The 16,653-nt window shown below is 62.3% G+C and carries 11 protein-coding genes; 8 read left to right on the top strand and 3 right to left on the bottom strand.

Features of this window, described 5'->3' with window-relative positions:
- Positions 1 to 280: 280 nt before the first annotated feature.
- The 3 genes from A9D13_RS09795 to A9D13_RS09785 all read left to right on the top strand — a co-directional run bounded on the left by A9D13_RS09795 (position 281) and on the right by A9D13_RS09785 (position 3,733).
- On the top strand, positions 281 to 1,384 hold the full coding sequence (locus A9D13_RS09795; RefSeq protein WP_066772905.1) for an acyltransferase family protein: 1,104 nt from the start codon (positions 281 to 283) through the stop codon (positions 1,382 to 1,384).
- A 129-nt stretch (positions 1,385 to 1,513) separates the two neighbouring features.
- Positions 1,514 to 2,617, top strand: a complete 1,104-nt coding sequence (locus A9D13_RS09790) for an NADH:flavin oxidoreductase/NADH oxidase (protein ID WP_066773967.1) — start codon at positions 1,514 to 1,516, stop codon at positions 2,615 to 2,617.
- A gap of 81 nt (positions 2,618 to 2,698) precedes the next feature.
- Positions 2,699 to 3,733 carry a patatin-like phospholipase family protein gene (locus tag A9D13_RS09785; RefSeq protein ID WP_066772903.1) on the top strand — a complete coding sequence of 345 codons (1,035 nt, stop codon included), beginning with the start codon at positions 2,699 to 2,701 and terminating at the stop codon, positions 3,731 to 3,733.
- Between the two features lie 275 nt (positions 3,734 to 4,008).
- On the opposite strand, the gene A9D13_RS09780 is transcribed toward A9D13_RS09785, so the two are convergent.
- Positions 4,009 to 7,212, bottom strand: a complete 3,204-nt coding sequence (locus A9D13_RS09780; protein ID WP_172808140.1) for an EAL domain-containing protein — start codon at positions 7,210 to 7,212, stop codon at positions 4,009 to 4,011.
- A gap of 233 nt (positions 7,213 to 7,445) precedes the next feature.
- Here A9D13_RS09780 and A9D13_RS09775 point away from each other — a divergent pair, with 233 nt between their 5' ends.
- Entirely contained in the window at positions 7,446 to 9,017 is a 1,572-nt protein-coding gene (locus A9D13_RS09775; protein ID WP_066772901.1) for a site-specific DNA-methyltransferase, read from the top strand.
- Between the two features lie 724 nt (positions 9,018 to 9,741).
- Here the strand turns inward: A9D13_RS09775 and panC are convergent.
- Positions 9,742 to 10,599 (bottom strand): pantoate--beta-alanine ligase, encoded by an 858-nt coding sequence (gene panC, locus A9D13_RS09765; protein WP_066772897.1) that lies wholly within the window; start codon positions 10,597 to 10,599, stop codon positions 9,742 to 9,744.
- Positions 10,600 to 10,685: 86 nt separating this feature from the next.
- Here panC and A9D13_RS09760 point away from each other — a divergent pair, with 86 nt between their 5' ends.
- The 4 genes from A9D13_RS09760 to A9D13_RS09745 all read left to right on the top strand — a co-directional run bounded on the left by A9D13_RS09760 (position 10,686) and on the right by A9D13_RS09745 (position 16,093).
- Positions 10,686 to 11,489 (top strand): division plane positioning ATPase MipZ, encoded by an 804-nt coding sequence (locus tag A9D13_RS09760; protein WP_066772895.1) that lies wholly within the window; start codon positions 10,686 to 10,688, stop codon positions 11,487 to 11,489.
- A complete protein-coding gene (locus A9D13_RS09755) occupies positions 11,486 to 11,779 on the top strand; it encodes a J domain-containing protein (RefSeq protein ID WP_082922252.1) in 294 nt (97 codons plus the stop codon). The genes A9D13_RS09760 and A9D13_RS09755 overlap by 4 nt, the downstream gene beginning before the upstream one ends.
- A 64-nt stretch (positions 11,780 to 11,843) precedes the next feature.
- Positions 11,844 to 13,256 carry a phosphoglucomutase/phosphomannomutase PgmG gene (gene pgmG / locus A9D13_RS09750; RefSeq protein ID WP_066772894.1) on the top strand — a complete coding sequence of 471 codons (1,413 nt, stop codon included), beginning with the start codon at positions 11,844 to 11,846 and terminating at the stop codon, positions 13,254 to 13,256.
- A gap of 386 nt (positions 13,257 to 13,642) precedes the next feature.
- Positions 13,643 to 16,093 (top strand): ligase-associated DNA damage response DEXH box helicase, encoded by a 2,451-nt coding sequence (locus A9D13_RS09745; RefSeq protein ID WP_082922251.1) that lies wholly within the window; start codon positions 13,643 to 13,645, stop codon positions 16,091 to 16,093.
- Positions 16,094 to 16,165: 72 nt separating this feature from the next.
- On the opposite strand, the gene A9D13_RS09740 is transcribed toward A9D13_RS09745, so the two are convergent.
- On the bottom strand, positions 16,166 to 16,633 hold the full coding sequence (locus tag A9D13_RS09740; RefSeq protein WP_066772892.1) for an ExbD/TolR family protein: 468 nt from the start codon (positions 16,631 to 16,633) through the stop codon (positions 16,166 to 16,168).
- Between the last annotated feature and the right edge of the window lie 20 nt (positions 16,634 to 16,653).

The raw sequence follows: 16,653 nt of genomic DNA, 5'->3' as shown, positions 1-16,653 counted from the left end.
GCCGGTTGTCGCAAGCGCGCATCGTGCACGCCCATTGGACATTGGCCCAATTGACGACATAGGCCCCCGATCGCGGTGTCATCGCTTCGGTTTCAACGACCCCACGGTCATGCATGGCCGTGGTGGATGAGGATTATTCATCCCTGATCAATCACTTGCACACCCGAAAGGGGGAGGGAAAGAGTTCCCGGCCCTTTCGCATTAGCGACATGCCCCCCAAAGCGTCGCCCCGGCGCGAGCAATCTCTGTTACGACAGATTCGTATGTCTGGGGAATTGAATTGAACAAAGGCGTTTCCGTCTATCTCGACCTGCTACGCATCCTGGCGGCCTTTGCGGTGCTGCTGGGGCATGCGCAGGGCTATATCCTGCCGGCCCTGCCCAAGATCATCGCCAGCCATTCGGAAGAGGGTGTGGCGATTTTCTTCGTGCTTTCGGGTTTCGTGATCCGCTTCGTCTCGATCGAGAAAGAGCGGGACTGGCAAACCTACGCCTTCGCGCGTTTTACCCGGCTGTTCTCCGTCATCCCCATCGCACTTGCCGCGACGTTTCTTGCCGACCGCATCGGGCTGGCGCTGGCGCCTTCCTATTATGCGGGCATACCCTGGTATGGCGCGGATTATGCCGGTGCGTTGCTGCATTCGCTGACCTTCACGAACGAGATCTGGGCGCAGTCCTCTACCTTCGGCAGCAATCATGCCTATTGGTCGATGGGTTTCGAGGTGCAGTATTACATCCTCTTCGCGCTGGTCATGTTCCTGCCGCGCCGCTGGGCCGTGCCTGCGGCGCTGGCCTGGGCGCTGGTGGTGGGGCCGACCATCGCGATTTATCTCTCGCTATGGCTGATGGGCGTCGCCACGTTCGAAATTGTGCGGGCCGGGCTGCCGGCGGCAAAGGGCAGGAAGGGGCAGCTTGCCGGGCTTGCCATGTTCGGCGGTTCGCTGGTGCTTTATGGGATCGTGAAATTCGGCTTCCGCGACCTCAAGGTGCCGATGACCGAATTCCGCGACATTCCATCGCTCCTTCAGTCCTGCGCCTATTATGTCGGGGTCGCGCTGGCAGTGGTGTTCAACATCCTTGGCGCAAATTGCCTGTTGCAGGAACGCGATGTCTTTTCACACCGCATGGTAAAGGCGGTCCGCTGGATCGCGGGCGGGACCTTCACGCTCTATCTCGTGCATCAGCCGCTGTTGACGCTGGCCCGCGCGGCGATCCCCGATTACCCGGCGCGCCCCCTGCTGGCGGGTGTCGTGGTGCTGGCCATTACCGCGGTCTGCTATTTGCTGGCCGAGCTGGGTGAAAGGCGCAAGCATCTCTACAAGCGGGCTTTCCTTTGGGTCGGACAGCTTTGGCGCAGCCAGCCAAGGGAAGGCATGGCCAACTAAGCGCAGGGCCTACCCTTCCGATCGCCTCGCCTGTCGATGCGCCGCTTGCATAAGAGGCAAGCGCTCCCATCTCCCGTCCGTTGTGCAATGCAGCGCGGATTGTCCGGCGCTGCCGACGATGGATATCAAATGACCGAACTATTCTCCCCCTTCACCCTTAAAGACGTGACGCTCAGGAACCGTATCGCGGTTCCTCCGATGTGCCAGTACAGCGCGCGTGACGGCTATGTCACCGAATGGCACCAGCCGCACTACACCAGCCTTGCCCGCGGCGGCGCCGGGCTGGTCATCGTGGAAGCCACTGCTGTATCGCCCGAGGGGCGGATCTCGCCTGAAGACCTTGGCATCTGGGAAGATGGCCAGATCGAGGGGCTTTCGAAAATCGCCCACGCCATCAAGGCAGGCGGCGCGGCGGCTGGCATCCAGATCGCCCATGCCGGTCGCAAGGCAAGCGCACGCCGCCCGTGGGATGGCGACGATCACATCATGGACGCGGCCGATGGCGGCTGGGAAACGATCTCCCCCAGCGCGATCCCCTTTGGTGCGAACCTGCCGAAAGAGCCAAAGGAAATGACGCTTGAGGATATCGAGCGCGTGAAGGCCGATTTCGTGGCGGGGGCAAAGCGTGCGCGCGAAGCCGGTTTCGACTGGCTCGAGCTCCATTTCGCCCATGGTTATCTGGCGCAGAGCTTCTTTTCCATTCACGCCAACACCCGTACTGACGAATATGGCGGCGATGCCGAGGGGCGCGGGCGTTTCCTCCTTGAAACGGTGCAGGCCGTGCGCGAGGTCTGGCCCGAGAACCTGCCGCTGACCGCGCGCTTCGGTGTGCTGGAATTCGATGGCCGGGACGAGGAAACCATGGCCGAGGCTGCCGAACTGGTGCGCAAGTTCAAGCATGCGGGTCTCGACTTCCTCAATGTCTCGATAGGGTTTTCGACGACCGAATCGAACATACCGTGGGGCGATGCGTTCATGGCCCCGATCGCGCGGAAAATGCGCGAAGAAACCGGTCTGCCCGTCGCCACCGCATGGGGCATGGACAAGCCGGCCGATGCCGCCGCCGCCATCGACAATGGCGACATGGATCTGGTGATGATCGGTCACGCCCATCTCGCCAATCCGCATTATCCGGTACGGGTTGCCCGCGATCTGGGCCTTGATGTCGGCGCTTCGCTGCTTCCAGCGCCCTATGGTAGCTGGCTGGCGAAATGGCGCGACATGCGCGGGTGAAGTGACCGCCTTAGCGACGACGCGATTGCAGGCGGCGCGCGGCTGAGTTATGCTGCACTGCAACATGGCCGGAGGCGTCCGATGTCAAAGCGTGTCGTCCATACTCTCGACGTCGCCCTGCAGGGTGGAGGCGCGCATGGCGCCTTTACCTGGGGCGTCGTCGATCGCCTGCTGGAATATGATTATATCGACATTGGCGCGGTCAGCGGGGCCAGCGCCGGGGCCATGAATGCCGCGATCCTCGTTTCCGGCCTTGTCGCGGGCGGGAAAGAGGATGCGAGCCGCCGCCTCTGGGCATTCTGGAAGGCACTGAACCGGGCGGTCCGCGATGCCGGGCCCATGGTGCCCATGGCCGAAGCATTTCCCTTTGCCTTTGAGGCCGTGACCGACTGGTGGACGGCGGTGCTGGGCGACATCAAGTTGCCGACCTCTCCCGAAATGGGGCGAAGCGCGCAGGAGACGCTGCGCCAGCTGATCGACGAATATGTCGATTTCGACGCGATCCGCGCGAAAGATGCGCCACTGATATTCATCTCCGCCACCAATGCCCGCACGGGCGGGGCGCATATCTTCCGCAATGCGGATGTCAGCACCGATGCGCTGCTCGCCTCGGCCTGCCTGCCGCTATTGTTTCCGCCGATCCGGATCAATGGCGCGGATTACTGGGATGGCGGCTACAGCGCCAATCCGCCATTGATGCCGCTGGTGCAGGAAAGCCCGAACGATGACCTGCTGCTGGTCACGATCAACCCGATCACGCGCGACAAGACGCCCCACACGCCCGAAGGCATCGCCAGTCGCCTGACCGAGCTGGGGTTCAACCAGACGCTGGTAAAGGATCTGCGCGGGCTCAACCTGCTAAAGCAGGCCATGTCGCCGCTGCCATGCACCGACGGGCTGCTCGGCAGCCTGCAGCGTCTGCGCATTCACGAGATTCACGACCAGCCACTGCTGGCCGAGATGGACCCGCGGTCCAAGCTGTTTCCGATGTGGCACATGCTGATCAAGCTGCATGCCGCAGGTCGCCGCGCGGCCAACGAATGGTTGCAGAAGCCGGCCCGGCAATTGGGCAAGAAAAGCACGGTGGACCTGACCGACCGCTATGGACCGTCCTGATCCCATGCGGGAGGCCGGAATCGCGAAGGCCGCCGGGGGAACCCACCCCCGACGGCCTTTCGCATTTCCTGCCCCCCCGCGAGCGGGAAAGCGAAATCAGGCCTGAGCCTGTTCCTTGGCGGCATCGATGGCCGCGATCTGCTTGGTCGACCAGACCGATGCGGCGAAGCTGATGCCGGTCCCGACAATTGCCAGGGCAGTGATCATGGAATTTCTCCTTCTATAAACCCGACTCGACAATACTGGGGAAGGGTTAAGAATTGCTTTGGCCCGGTTTACTGTCCCGTTGCTATCCGTGCTTGAGAAGGTGTCGGAATTTCTTCTTCGCTTGCCGGAACGCTTCCAGCAAGAGCCGCAACGCGGGCTTTAAGGTTAAGCACAGCCGGCACGCTCTTCTTTGCATAATCGCGCATTTCCTGCGCTGATCCAGGCGGCGAGATCAGGAAGCCCTGCGCCTCGTCGCAGCCTTCGGCAGCCAGCCTTTCAAGCTGTTCCAGCGTCTCCACCCCTTCGGCCACGACCGAGGTGCCAAGGCTGCGCGACATCTGCATGATGGACTGGACGATATTCCACGTCTTCTCGTCATCCGACTGCACGAAGCTGCGGTCGATCTTGATCGTGTCGAAGGTAAAGCGGTTGAGATAGGAAAGCGAGGAATAGCCCGTCCCGAAATCGTCGAGCGCGACGCGAACCCCCATGCCGCGCAATGCGGTGATCACCTGCTGCGCCCGCTCGTCATCTTCGATCAGCACGCTTTCGGTGATCTCGATCTCCAGCCGCGAATGGGGCAGGCCGCTTTCCTTCAAAGCGGTGTCGATCGCGGAGACGAGGCCCGGATCCTGAAACTGGCGCGGACTGATGTTGATCGAGATCGCGGCCCCGCCCAGCTCTTCGGCCGCGGCGCGGCAGGCCTCGAAGATGACCCATTCGCCGATGGCGACGATCAGCCCGCCTTCCTCGGCAATGGAGATGAAATCATCGGGCGATATCAGCCCCCCGTTACGGCGCCAGCGTACCAGCGCCTCATACCCGGCCAGCTCTCCCGTCGCCATGGTGATGCGCGGCTGGTAATGCAGTTCCAGCTCCTCCCCGCTTACCGCATGGGCGAGCGCCTGCTCCAGCTCCTGTCGCAGGCGCAGGATATGACCCATCTGCGGGCGATACTGGCTATAGCGGTGGCGACCGCGCTTCTTGGATGCGTAAAGCGCAAGATCGGCGTTCTGGATCATCGCCTCGGCATCGATGGCATCGCCCGGGCTCATCGCGATGCCGATGCTCACCTGCGGCTTGATGGTCTGCCCGCTGGGCAGGATCAGCGGCTGCGCGACCGCGTGCAGGATGCGATGGGCAAGGTCCAGCGCCTGGTTCTCCAGCGTGATCCGGCCATAGACAATGGCGAATTCATCGCCGCCCAGCCGCGCCACCGTATCGCTGCCGCGCACGCATTTCCTCAGCCTGTCGGCAAGATTGATCAGCAGCATGTCGCCTGCCGGGTGGCCATGCAGGTCGTTCACATCCTTGAAACGGTCGACGTCGATCAGCAGCAGCGCGACAAGATCGTGCTCCTTACGGCGGTCGAGCGCCTGTTCCAGCCGGCGGTTGAACAATTCGCGATTGGGAAGGTCGGTCAGCGTATCGTGCAGGGCAAGATGATAGATGCGCTTTTGCGCGCGCTCACGCTCCGACAAATCGGTGATGCGCATGACCGTGATCGAAAGCCCGCGAAGGGCCATTTGCCGCAGGCGGTATTCGACCGGTACGTCGCCGCCTGCCGCATTGATGATGCGAGCGCGATGCGCGCGGCCGTCGGGCTGCGCGATGCAGCGGGCGACCGTTTCGCTATGATCGGGATGGAACAGCGCAGCGGGCGCCTTGGCATAAAGCATGGACTGGTCGGAGCCGAACAATTCGCTGGCCGCCGGGTTCGCATTTTCGATCCGGCCATTGTGGATGAGGATGATGGCATCCGAACTCACTTCGCCCAGCGCGATCAGCGGCTGGTCGTCTGCCGCGCCCTGTTCCGTCAGGAGCTTGCTGGCGCGGGTCTCCTCCTCTTCCTGAAGGCGGTCCATCAATGCGTTCAGCGTAGCGGCGACAAGCTCGTTGTCGTCGCCTGTCTCCACCTCGATCCGCCGCCGTTCTGCGGGAAGGGAGGCGGCGTAATCCTCGATCGCGGCGCGCAGGCGATCGGTGCCCAGCCTTGCCCCATGTTCGCTGACGTTGAGGCCGACCTCCTCACCCTCTGTCGAGATGCGAAGCCGCACGAAATTGCGGATGAGTGAGATCAGCACCAGTCCCAGCCCGAAGGACCAGATGAAATTCGCCAGCGATCCGATCGCCTGCACCTTGAGCTGGGCCAGATGCGAGCCGGCCGGAAGAACGTCGGCCGGGGCCAGCAGCGCAAGTCCCACCGTGCCGACCACGCCTGCGACACCATGCGCGCCGACCGCGCCGACCGCGTCGTCGATCCTGAGGTGGTCCCGAAGCAGGTCGTTGGCCTTGTTGGCGCAAAAGCCCCCGGCAGCGCCCAGCACCAGCGCGCCCGAAGGGCCGACGAGATGGCAGCCCGCCGTGATCGCGACCAGCCCGCCGATCAGCCCGTTGATCGCGCGTTCGGGCAGCATGGCGCCCCTGAACCAAAGCCCCCCATAGCCGATCGCGGTGCCCGCTGCGCCTGCAAGCACGGTATTGAGCACGATGCCGGGAACCGCGGACGTGGCCGCCAGCGTCGAGCCGCCATTGAAACCGATCCAGCCCACGAAGAGCAGCAGCGCGCCGCCCGAGCTCAGCACCGCGTTGTGGCCCCCGATCCTGAGGGGCGAATCCTTGTCGAAGCGGCCATGTCGCGCGCCAAGCACGATGCAGGCCGCCAAGGCGAACCAGCCCCCCGTTGCGTGGACCACGGTCGAACCGGCGAAATCGACGAAGCCCGCATTGGCGAGCCAGGCATATTCCTGCGCCGCGATGGCATTGCCCCAGGCAAAGCGCGCGAAAACCGGATAGATCAGTGCGGACAGCACGACGCTCAACACCAGATAGGCGCGGATGCGCATGCGTTCGGCGACCGCGCCCGAAATTATCGTCGCCGCCGTGCCGCAAAACATGACCTGAAACAGGAAGAACAGGGCATTCCCCTGCGGCTGCGTGCCAAAACCCAGAATACTGCTGCCATTGAACGCGATCTGGTAGCCGACCAGCGCGAAGGCGATCGTTGCAAAAGCGAAATCGAGCACATTCTTCTGCGCGACGCTCACCGCGTTCTTGGTCCGCACAGCGCCTGCTTCCAGCATGAGGAAGCCGAATTGCATCATCAGGATCAGGGCCGCGGCAACCAGCACCCAGATCATGTCGAGAGCGCCTTGCATCTGCGCCATCGCCAGATGCCCGCCCGTTGCCCCGCCCGAAGATCCGCCTGCCGATCCGGCAGGGAGCATGGCCGATGCCGGGATCGAGCCCAGCAAAAGTCCAGCCGCCGCCAATAAGGCGATTATCCGTCGGAAAAAAAGCATCGGACCCCATTTTTCAAATATTCGTGTCCGATCTACTCAATAAATCCTAACAATCCCTGCTCGTCCGAAGCGGTTTATGCAGAAATTGCGTGTTCGTTTACGATGTCCGCTAACTGCGACGGGATCGGCGCTGGCTCGTGGATCGTGGAAAAGCGCCGGGCATGCGCGTTGACCGGGGCGGACCGGGCGGGCACCAATTGTCCATGGATAAGCTTTTCCAGCACGGCGATCGGGCCTCGGACCCCTCCGCTTCCCATGGGGTTGAGCCGGAGGATGCATGCGAAGAACATGCCGCGAGGGACTTTGTCGCGGCGCTGCCCGGGCCAGCTGCCGCGCCGCGCGCGAGCAGGGCGGTCGCGCTTGACTGGGCGGGGCGGGAAGGCTGGCTCGAAGGGGGCTTTGCGCATGACGACCCGGTGCATATCCATCACGCGCCCGAGGGCTCCGCGCGGGAGATCCAGCGCCTGCTCTGTCCGAAACTGCTGACAGGTTTCGAACGCTGGGACCAGGCCGCCCTTGCCGATGGCAGCGCAGGGGAAGTCGAAAGCCTGTCCGATAGCGACAACCTGCTGATCCATGGCGAGAACCTGCAAGTGCTCGCCACGCTCAGGGCGCGCTATGCGGGGAAGGTTTCGCTGATCTACATCGACCCGCCCTATAATACGGCGAGCGGGGGCTTTGCCTATAACGACCGTTTTTCGCGGGCCGACTGGCTGAGCTTCATGCGCGCGCGCCTGCTGTTCGCAAGGGAGCTTCTGGCGAGCGATGGCAGTATCTACGTTAACATTGATTTCAACGAGGCCCATTACTTGAAAGTGCTGATGGACGAGGTGTTCGGCCCGTCCAATTTCCAGCGTGAAATTATCTGGCGGATCGGCTGGCTGTCGGGCTTCAAGACGCGGGCCAGCAATTACATCCGCAATCATGACACGGTGCTGTTCTACAGCCGTGATGCCGCGAAGATGAAATTCAACAAGGCCTATCTCGGCCCCGATGACTTCGCCCCCCGCTTCAAGCCCGCCGAAGCCGCCGAGCTAACCGCCATGCTGGAAGGGCAGGGGCTTTCGCGGGCAGAGGCGCGCAAGTTCATGAAGGCGGCGCAGGCGATCGGCCTGCCAAAGCGCTATCCGGTCGAGGATGTGTGGAACGCCAGCAATTACGACCGCCTCAATTCGATCGCGATCACCTCCTTTGCGGGCGAAAGCGTGTCGAAGCTATTGGGCACAGGCGAAGTAAAGGGTCAGAAATCCGAAGCGCTTTTGAAGCGGATCATCGAAGCATCGAGCGATCCGGGCGATATCGTGCTCGATTTCTTCGCAGGCTCCGGCACAACCTGCGCCGTGGCGCACAAGCTGGGCCGCCGCTGGATCGGGGTGGAGCAGATGGACTACGCCCGCGACGTGACTCTGGCGCGCATGAAGAAAGTGGTGGCGGGCGACAGTGTCGGCATCTCGCGCCGCACGGGATGGAAGGGCGGCGGGAGCTTTGTTTTTTGCCAGCTTGCCGATTGGCGAGATGCTTTGCTGACCGATGGTGGCGACGTGGATGCGCTGGCGCGAATGGTGCGCGGGATCGGGTTTATGCATCGCGATGCGAATGGTGCGGAGTGGGATTGGAACGCGTTTGCGGCTCTGCCGGACGCGGAGCGGCGCGCGGCGTTGATGGCAGCGATTGCGGTCAATCCCATGCCGGTGGCGGTGCGCCATGCGGAAGACGCGGTTCTGGGGTTCAGCGAAGCGGAGCGAATGAATAATGTAAGTTTGCAGGCTGATTAGGCGACGTCTGCGTTTATAGAATTTTCGCCAAAAGCGGCCAGTCTGCAAACGACCGATTGCGGACGTTCGAAAAGCCGATACTCTGTAGCAATGGCGACAGTCCACGGTCCTCCTGCGAAAGATTTGCGCTTGAAGAGTGCGGCTATCGGATTTGGCGTTACATTAGCTACGATAGCTGCTCTGGCAGGCGTGCAGTTCTTGTTGGCTCCTCACACGGTCACGGTCGTTGGTCAAATGGACCCCGAGATTGACACTTGGGCAGTTGCCCAATTGCGATGGCAGCTTGGAGAGTTCTACGCGTTGGTCATTGCAATGCTGGCGATCTATTGGCTGCTAGTCACCGCCGCTGGAAGGGGACAATTGCTACGGATTAGGAGCGCGAATGTAACCTTGGCGTTCTCGGGCCTAATTTTCGCTTTGGCGATGGCAGTCGCAACCTTCGTGCAGGTCCCGGAGGCATTCAAGGCTGCTTGCCCGGTTCTTGGCGTCTCCGACACATTTCCACCTCTTCCTGAGGGCGTCTTCCGGTTCGACGGGCAAACGCCGTGTGAGACTTTTCTCCGACGAGCAGTACCCTCATGCCTATTTGGACTGCCAACCATTATGCTCATTGCGAGTGCTGTCCTTCGAATTTTTGGCTCTCGCACGCAGCGATGAGCGACTTCCGCTTTCCACCCCATTCCCGTCAGATTGGGCGTTCAACAAACACACCAATAGCCGCCCCTCAAACCGCCATATTGTCGATCAGCCGCGTTCCGCCGATCCGCGCCGCGACAAACAGCCGCGCATTGGCATTGGGCCCGTCCAGCCTCTCAATCGAATCCGCATCGCGCAATTCGGCATAGTCGATGCTGGCAAAGCCTGCGCCCAGCACGCTCTCGCGCAACTCCACCAGAGCAGCCTCCGCCGGATCCCCCGCCGCAATGCGTGCAATTGCCGCAATCATCGCGCGTGGCAGGGCGGCGGCAGCTTCGCGCTGCTCGGGCGAGAGATAGGCGTTGCGCGAACTCATCGCGAGGCCATCCGCCTCGCGCACGATGGGCACGCCGTGGATGGCATCCACACGGGGCAGCATGAGGTCAAGATCGCGCGCCATGCGCCGGATCACGGCCAGTTGCTGCCAGTCCTTCTCTCCGAAAAAGGCCATGTCGGGGCGGACCTGGTTGAACAGCTTGTTCACCACGGTCGCCACGCCGTCGAAATGGCCGGGCCGGTCCGCGCCGCATAATCCCGCGCTCACGCCCGAAACCGAGATATTGGTCGCATAGCCCTCGGGGTACATCGCCGTGGGTTCGGGCGCCCACAGCAGGTCGACGCCCTCGGCCTCCAAAAGTCCGGAATCCCGCTCCAGCTGGCGGGGATAGGCGTCGAGATCCTCGCCCGCGCCGAACTGGCGCGGGTTCACGAAGATCGAGACGGCGACCAGATCCGCCTTTGCCTTCGCCTCGCGCGCCAGCGTCAGATGCCCCTCATGCAAAGCGCCCATCGTGGGCACCAGCGCCAGCTTTGCGCCCTCTTTGGCGGCAGAACGCAGGGCGGCCACTGTCTGTCGTAGTGGATTCAGGGCGCGAACGGTTTGCATCTTGGGAGTCTCGCTTGGTAAACTGCGATTTGTCGAAGGCGCGGGTGTAACGCCCTGCCTGCCCGCGTAAAGAGTTGAACACGATCATGAGCCAGCCCCACCGCATCGTTTTCGCCAATGAAAAAGGCGGGACCGGCAAATCCACGACCGCGGTGCATGTCGCCGTGGCGCTTGCCTATCAGGGGGCGAAGGTCGCCGCGATCGACCTCGATCCGCGGCAGCGCACCTTTTACCGCTATTTCGAAAACCGGCTGGAAACAGAGCGTCGGCGGGAAATCGAACTGCCCGGCGCGATGGTCGGCGTGTTTGGCGGTCCGAATATCGAAACGCTGGACGCGATGATCGAGGAAGCGTCTGAAGGCATGGATTTCCTGATCTTCGACACGCCGGGGCGCGACGACAAATACGCCCGCCATGTCGCGGCGCAGGCCGATACGCTGGTCACACCCCTCAATGACAGCTTCGTCGATTTCGACCTGATCGGTCATGTCGATCCGGAAACCTTCCGGGTGAAAAAGCTCTCTTTCTATGCCGAGCTGATCTTCGAGGCGCGCAAGAAGCGCGGCCTTGCCACCATGGGCGGGCGGCGCGAAATGGATTGGGTCGTCCTCAGGAACCGTACCCAGCATATCGAGGCGCGCAACATGCGCCGTATCGAGGAAGCCCTGTTCGAACTGTCGAAGCGCGTGGGTTTCCGCACCATGGCGGGTCTTTCCGAACGCGTGATCTATCGCGAACTTTTCCCCTCGGGCCTCACCCTGCTCGACAAGGGGCATCTCGGCGACATGGCGACCAGCCATCTGGTCGCGCGGCAAGAGCTGCGTTCGCTGGTGAAGGGGCTGAACCTGCCCATGCCCGACAAGGGTGAGAGCGTGGGGCAGGCAGCGTGAAGTTCATCCTCCTCGCCGTTCTGGCGGCGATCCTTTGCAAGATGATTTTCAAGCGCTGGCCGTGGGAATTCTGGGCCGCGTCGGAGAAATCGCAAAAGCGCGCGCAGGCCCGCGCCCTGCTGGGCGTGGAGCGCAGCGCCAGCCGTGAGGACATAATGGCCGCGCATCGCCGCCTTATGCGCACGGCGCATCCCGACAAGGGGGGATCGCCGGAAGAGGTGTATCGAATTGATGCCGCGCGTGACATATTGCTGGAACAAATAGGCCGCACCGACACTAAGGTACGGTAATTCCCGCCGGACGCGTCCTGCGCTTCGGCCATTAAGACCAGCAAGTGAAAGGCGCTCTCCAGCCATGTCTCATAAATTCGATTCCACCGTCCTTCGCGAATATGACATTCGCGGCATTATCGGAGAGACGCTGGGCCCCGACGACGCACGCGCGATCGGGCGCGGTTTCGCCACGCTGCTTCGCCGTGCTGGCGGCAGCAAGGTCGCGGTCGGCTATGACGGGCGCGTATCCTCGCCCGTACTCGAACATGCGCTGGTCGAGGGGCTGACCGCTTCGGGCTGCGACGTGGTGCGTATCGGCCTTGGCCCCACGCCCATGCTTTATTACGCTGAGGCGTCAGCCGAAGATGTTGATGGCGGCATCCAGATAACCGGCAGCCATAACCCCGCCAATTACAATGGCTTCAAGATGGTATTTCAGGGTCGGCCGTTTTTTGGCGCCGACATCCTCAAGATCGGGGAGATGGCGGCGGCCGGCGACTGGGACGATGGGGCCGGTTCGTCCGAGAGCCGCGATGTCGTCGATGCCTATATCGACGCGCTGATGAAGCCGTTCGAAGGGCTGGATGCTGGCCAGATGGAGGCGCTCTCGAAGCTCAGGATCGGCTGGGATGCCGGAAACGGTGCGGCGGGTCCCTGCCTCGAAAAGCTGGTCGCACGGCTGCCGGGTGAGCATTTCTGCCTTTTCACCGAAGTGGATGGCACGTTCCCCAATCATCATCCCGACCCCACGGAAGAAAAAAATCTCGTCGATCTGAAGGCGCTCGTCGCCGAGAAGAACCTCGACTTCGGCATCGCCTTCGACGGTGACGGCGATCGCATCGGCGCGATCGACGGCACGGGCAGGGTTATCTGGGGTGACCAGTTGCTGATGATCTATTCCGAGGATCTGTTGAAATACCTACCCGGCGCGACGATCATCGCCGACGTCAAGGCCAGCCGAGCCCTGTATGACAGCGTGGCAAAGAACGGCGGCGAGCCGCTGATGTGGAAGACCGGCCACTCTCTCATCAAGTCGAAGATGAAGGAAACCGGCTCTCCGCTCGCGGGTGAGATGAGCGGCCACGTGTTCTTCGCCGATCAGTATTACGGTTATGACGATGCGCTGTATGGCGGCGTTCGCCTGATCCTTGCCAGTGCGCGGCTTGGCAAGAGCGTGACCGATCTGCGCAGCGCCATGCCCGACATGATCAATACGCCCGAAATGCGCTTCCAGGTCGATGAAAGCCGCAAGTTCGCGGTCATCGACGAGGTGAAGGCACGTCTTGCCGACAGTCCGGATGAGGTGAACGCAACCGATGGTGTGCGTGTGACCAATGACGATGGCTGGTGGCTGCTGCGCGCCTCCAACACGCAGGACGTGCTGGTCGCGCGCGCCGAAAGCGATAGCGAGGAAGGTCTGGAGCGGCTGATGGGCCAGATCGACGCGCAGCTTGCGCTTTCCGGTCTGGAGAGGGGTCCGCAAGCGGGCCACTGATCACCACGGGCCATGGCCCGGGTTTTCCGAATCGCGAATCACGTTTTACGGCGCTCGGTGGCTTCAGAAGGGATTGAAACCCCTTTTGACACCGGGCGCCGCTGCATGTGCGAAGCTTTTCCACAGCAATGCAAACACCCTAAATCGCTGAAAAAACGGCCTTACTGACAATTTTGCAAAAAGAGCAAACGGCCTGTGACTTTTCGCAGTTGCAATACGACGTGCTGCGATGCACAAAGAACCTGCCTTTCAGGCATCCTCTCCCAAAACTTCAAGGGCCCGGCCGGTTCATCCGCCGGGCCTTTTTTTTGGTTTAATTATGTAGCGGGGCCATTATGCGAACCCGCGCCGTGAACCGATCCGCCTGCTATGGGTTGGTCACAGGCATGGCGATTCCCGCAACGATCGAGCGCTGGTTTGAAGAGCGCGACTGGCGCATCCGTCGCCATCAGGCAGAGATGCTGGACGCCGACGATGCTGGCGCGCACGCCTTGCTGACCGCCGATACGGGCGCAGGCAAGACGCTGGCGGGTTTCCTGCCGACCCTTGCCGCTTTCAGTCCGGAGAGACTGGGGGAGGGGCCGCCAGGAGATGGCCTCCACACGCTCTATGTTTCGCCGCTGAAGGCGCTTGCCACCGATGTGAAGCGTAATCTGCTGGTGCCCGTGGAGGAGATGGGCCTGCCCATCCGGATCGAGACCCGCAGCGGCGATACCCCCTCTGACCGGAAAAAGCGCCAGCGGGCGAAGCCGCCGCATGTGCTGCTCACCACTCCGGAATCGCTCTCGCTGCTGATCTCTTACCCAGAGGCGGCGGAGATGTTTGCCGGGCTGCAGCGCGTGGTGATCGACGAACTCCATGCCTTCGCGACCGGAAAGCGGGGCGATCTCTTGATGTTGGCGTTGTCCCGGCTACGGGGCCTTGCGCCGGGGATGCGCAGTATCGGACTGTCGGCGACGGTTTCCGATGCCGAAGCCTATCGCGGCTGGCTGGCACCGTGGGGCGAGATTGACACGGTCCGTCATGTCACCGGCGAGGCGGGCGCTCCGCCCGATGTCACGATCCTCTTGCCCGAGGAGGAGCGCGTTCCCTGGGGCGGGCATGCCGCGACATGGGCGGTGCCGCAGATCATGGAGCAGATCCGCGCGAACAAGACGACGCTGGTCTTCACCAATACCCGCTTTCTGGCCGAGTATATTTTCCAGAAGCTGTGGGAGGCGAACGAAGACACGCTGCCGATCGGCATCCATCACGGCTCGCTTTCGGTCGAGGCGCGGCGCAAGGTTGAGGGCGCGATGGCGCGCGGAGAACTGCGGGCGCTGGTGGCAACGGCCAGTCTCGATCTGGGCGTGGACTGGGGCGACATCGATTGCGTGATCCAGATGGGCGCGCCCAAGGGATCGTCCCGCCTCTTGCAGCGGATCGGGCGTGCCAATCATCGCCTCGACCAGCCAAGCCGCGCCTTGCTGGTGCCGGGCAACCGCTTCGAGTTTCTGGAGGCACAGGCTGCCTTGGACGCGGTGGAGGAAGGCGTTCGCGATGGCGATGATTTCCGGCCCGGTGGCCTCGACGTTCTTGCGCAGCATGTGATGGCCTGCGCCTGTGCCGGGCCGTTTCAGGAAGACGCGCTATTGTCGGAAGTCCGGTCGACGCTCGCCTATAACTGGATCGACGCAGAGGGTTGGGGCCGCGTACTCGGCTTTGTTGAAAGCGGCGGTTATGCGCTGCGGGCCTATGACAGGTTCAAGCGCATCACGCGTGAGGACGGTGGCTGGTGGCGCTTGACGCATCCCGAACACGCGGCGCGTCACCGCCTTAACGCCGGAATAATCATCGACGGCGAGATGCTGACGGTTCGGTTTCGCAATGGCCGCTCACTCGGGCGGGTGGAGGAACGCTTCGCGGCCAGTCTCAGCCCAGGCGACACCTTCCAGTTCGCAGGGTTGGATCTGGAGGTGGAGGCGATCAAGGAGGTCGAGCTGATCGTCCGCGCTGCCAAGAAATCGGCGATGATCCCAAGCTATGGCGGCGCGCGCATGCCGTTGACGACCCATCTGGCCGATCGCGTTCGCGCAATGCTGGTCGACCGGCCGGGCTGGGCGCGCTTTCCCGATGACGTGCGCGAATGGCTGGAGGTGCAGGACTGGCGCAGCGAGATGCCGGGGCCGGGCGAGCTATTGGTCGAGAGCTTTCCGCACGACAAACGGGAATATAGCGTTTTCTATACGTTCGAAGGCTGGAATGCGAACCAGTCGCTTGGCATGCTCATTACCCGGCGGATGGAGGATCGTGGCCTTGGGCCGCTTGGCTTTGTCGCCAATGATTATTCGCTGGCGGTTTGGGGGCTTAAGCCGATCACGGACCCGGCATCTTTGCTCTCGCCTGACATCCTTGCGCATGAATTTACCGAATGGGTGACCAATTCACACCTGCTGCGCCGCGCTTTTCGCGAAGTGGCAGTCATTGCGGGACTGGTTGAGCGCCAGCAGCCCGGAAAGCGCAAGAGCGGGAAGCAGGTCACTTTCTCGACCGACCTGATCTTCGATGTGCTCAGGAAATATGAGCCTGATCACGTGCTGATCGAGGCGGCGTGGCAGGATGCGCGCGCGCGAATGACCGATGTCGGGCGTCTGGCCGATGTGCTTGACCGCGCGGCGGAGCAGACGGTGCATGTCCGGCTGGAGCGTGTAAGTCCGCTGGCGGTGCCTGTTCTGGTGGGCATCGGCCGCGAAAAGACGCCGACCGGCAGCGCGGATGACGAAATCCTGATCGAGGCTGAAAGCCTTGCCTCTGCCGCCATGCGGGCCGACCCGCTGCACGACGAGGCGCGGGACTGACCGTGAGCATCAAACGAAAAAGGGCGGACCCTGCGGCCCGCCCTGTTCCTGTTTCGCTGATCTGAAGAGCGATTACTGCGCGCTTTGCGTAGCGTTCACTTCCTTCGGACCCGAATCGAAGATGCGGTAGCGTTCGTTACCGACAAAGCCGAACTTCGTCGCGCCCGAACCCTTGATGATCTTCAGCACCTGAGCCGTCGTGTCGTAGCTGGCGAACTCTTCGGGCTCGAACTGCAGTTCGGGCTCGACGGGAAGCAGCAGCGACTGCTGGATGGTGTTGAGCAGCTCACCCTGCGTCTGCGGGGTGCCGTTCCAAAGGATCTCATCATCGCGCGTGATGATCACCTTGTTCTTCACCGGGTCGATCACGGTATCGGACGGTGAGTCGCTGGGAGCAGGCAGGTCGATATTGACCGCATGCGTTGCCACCGGGATGGTGATGATGAACATGATGAGCAGAACGAGCATGACGTCGATAAGCGGCGTCGTGTTCATTTCCATCATCGGGCTGCCGTCGTCCTTGCCTCCGGACATTGCCATGGCAGGTCTCCTTTTCTCTT

The organism is Croceicoccus mobilis, assembly GCF_001661965.1.
In the GTDB taxonomy this organism is placed as follows: domain Bacteria; phylum Pseudomonadota; class Alphaproteobacteria; order Sphingomonadales; family Sphingomonadaceae; genus Croceicoccus; species Croceicoccus mobilis.
Note: the sequence above shows the minus strand (reverse complement) of the source record. Positions and strands in the feature narration are given on the sequence as shown.

Bases quoted from the DNA above. Each gene is read 5' to 3' on its own strand.
- A9D13_RS09785 (WP_066772903.1), top strand. From the start codon at position 2,699: ATGTCAAAGCGTGTCGTCCATACTCTCGACGTCGCCCTGCAGGGTGGA.
- A9D13_RS09775 (WP_066772901.1), top strand. From the start codon at position 7,446: ATGGATAAGCTTTTCCAGCACGGCGATCGGGCCTCGGACCCCTCCGCT.
- pgmG (WP_066772894.1), top strand. From the start codon at position 11,844: ATGTCTCATAAATTCGATTCCACCGTCCTTCGCGAATATGACATTCGC.
- A9D13_RS09760 (WP_066772895.1), top strand. From the start codon at position 10,686: ATGAGCCAGCCCCACCGCATCGTTTTCGCCAATGAAAAAGGCGGGACC.
- A9D13_RS09790 (WP_066773967.1), top strand. From the start codon at position 1,514: ATGACCGAACTATTCTCCCCCTTCACCCTTAAAGACGTGACGCTCAGG.
- A9D13_RS09740 (WP_066772892.1), bottom strand. From the start codon at position 16,633: ATGGCAATGTCCGGAGGCAAGGACGACGGCAGCCCGATGATGGAAATG.
- panC (WP_066772897.1), bottom strand. From the start codon at position 10,599: ATGCAAACCGTTCGCGCCCTGAATCCACTACGACAGACAGTGGCCGCC.
- A9D13_RS09745 (WP_082922251.1), top strand. From the start codon at position 13,643: ATGGCGATTCCCGCAACGATCGAGCGCTGGTTTGAAGAGCGCGACTGG.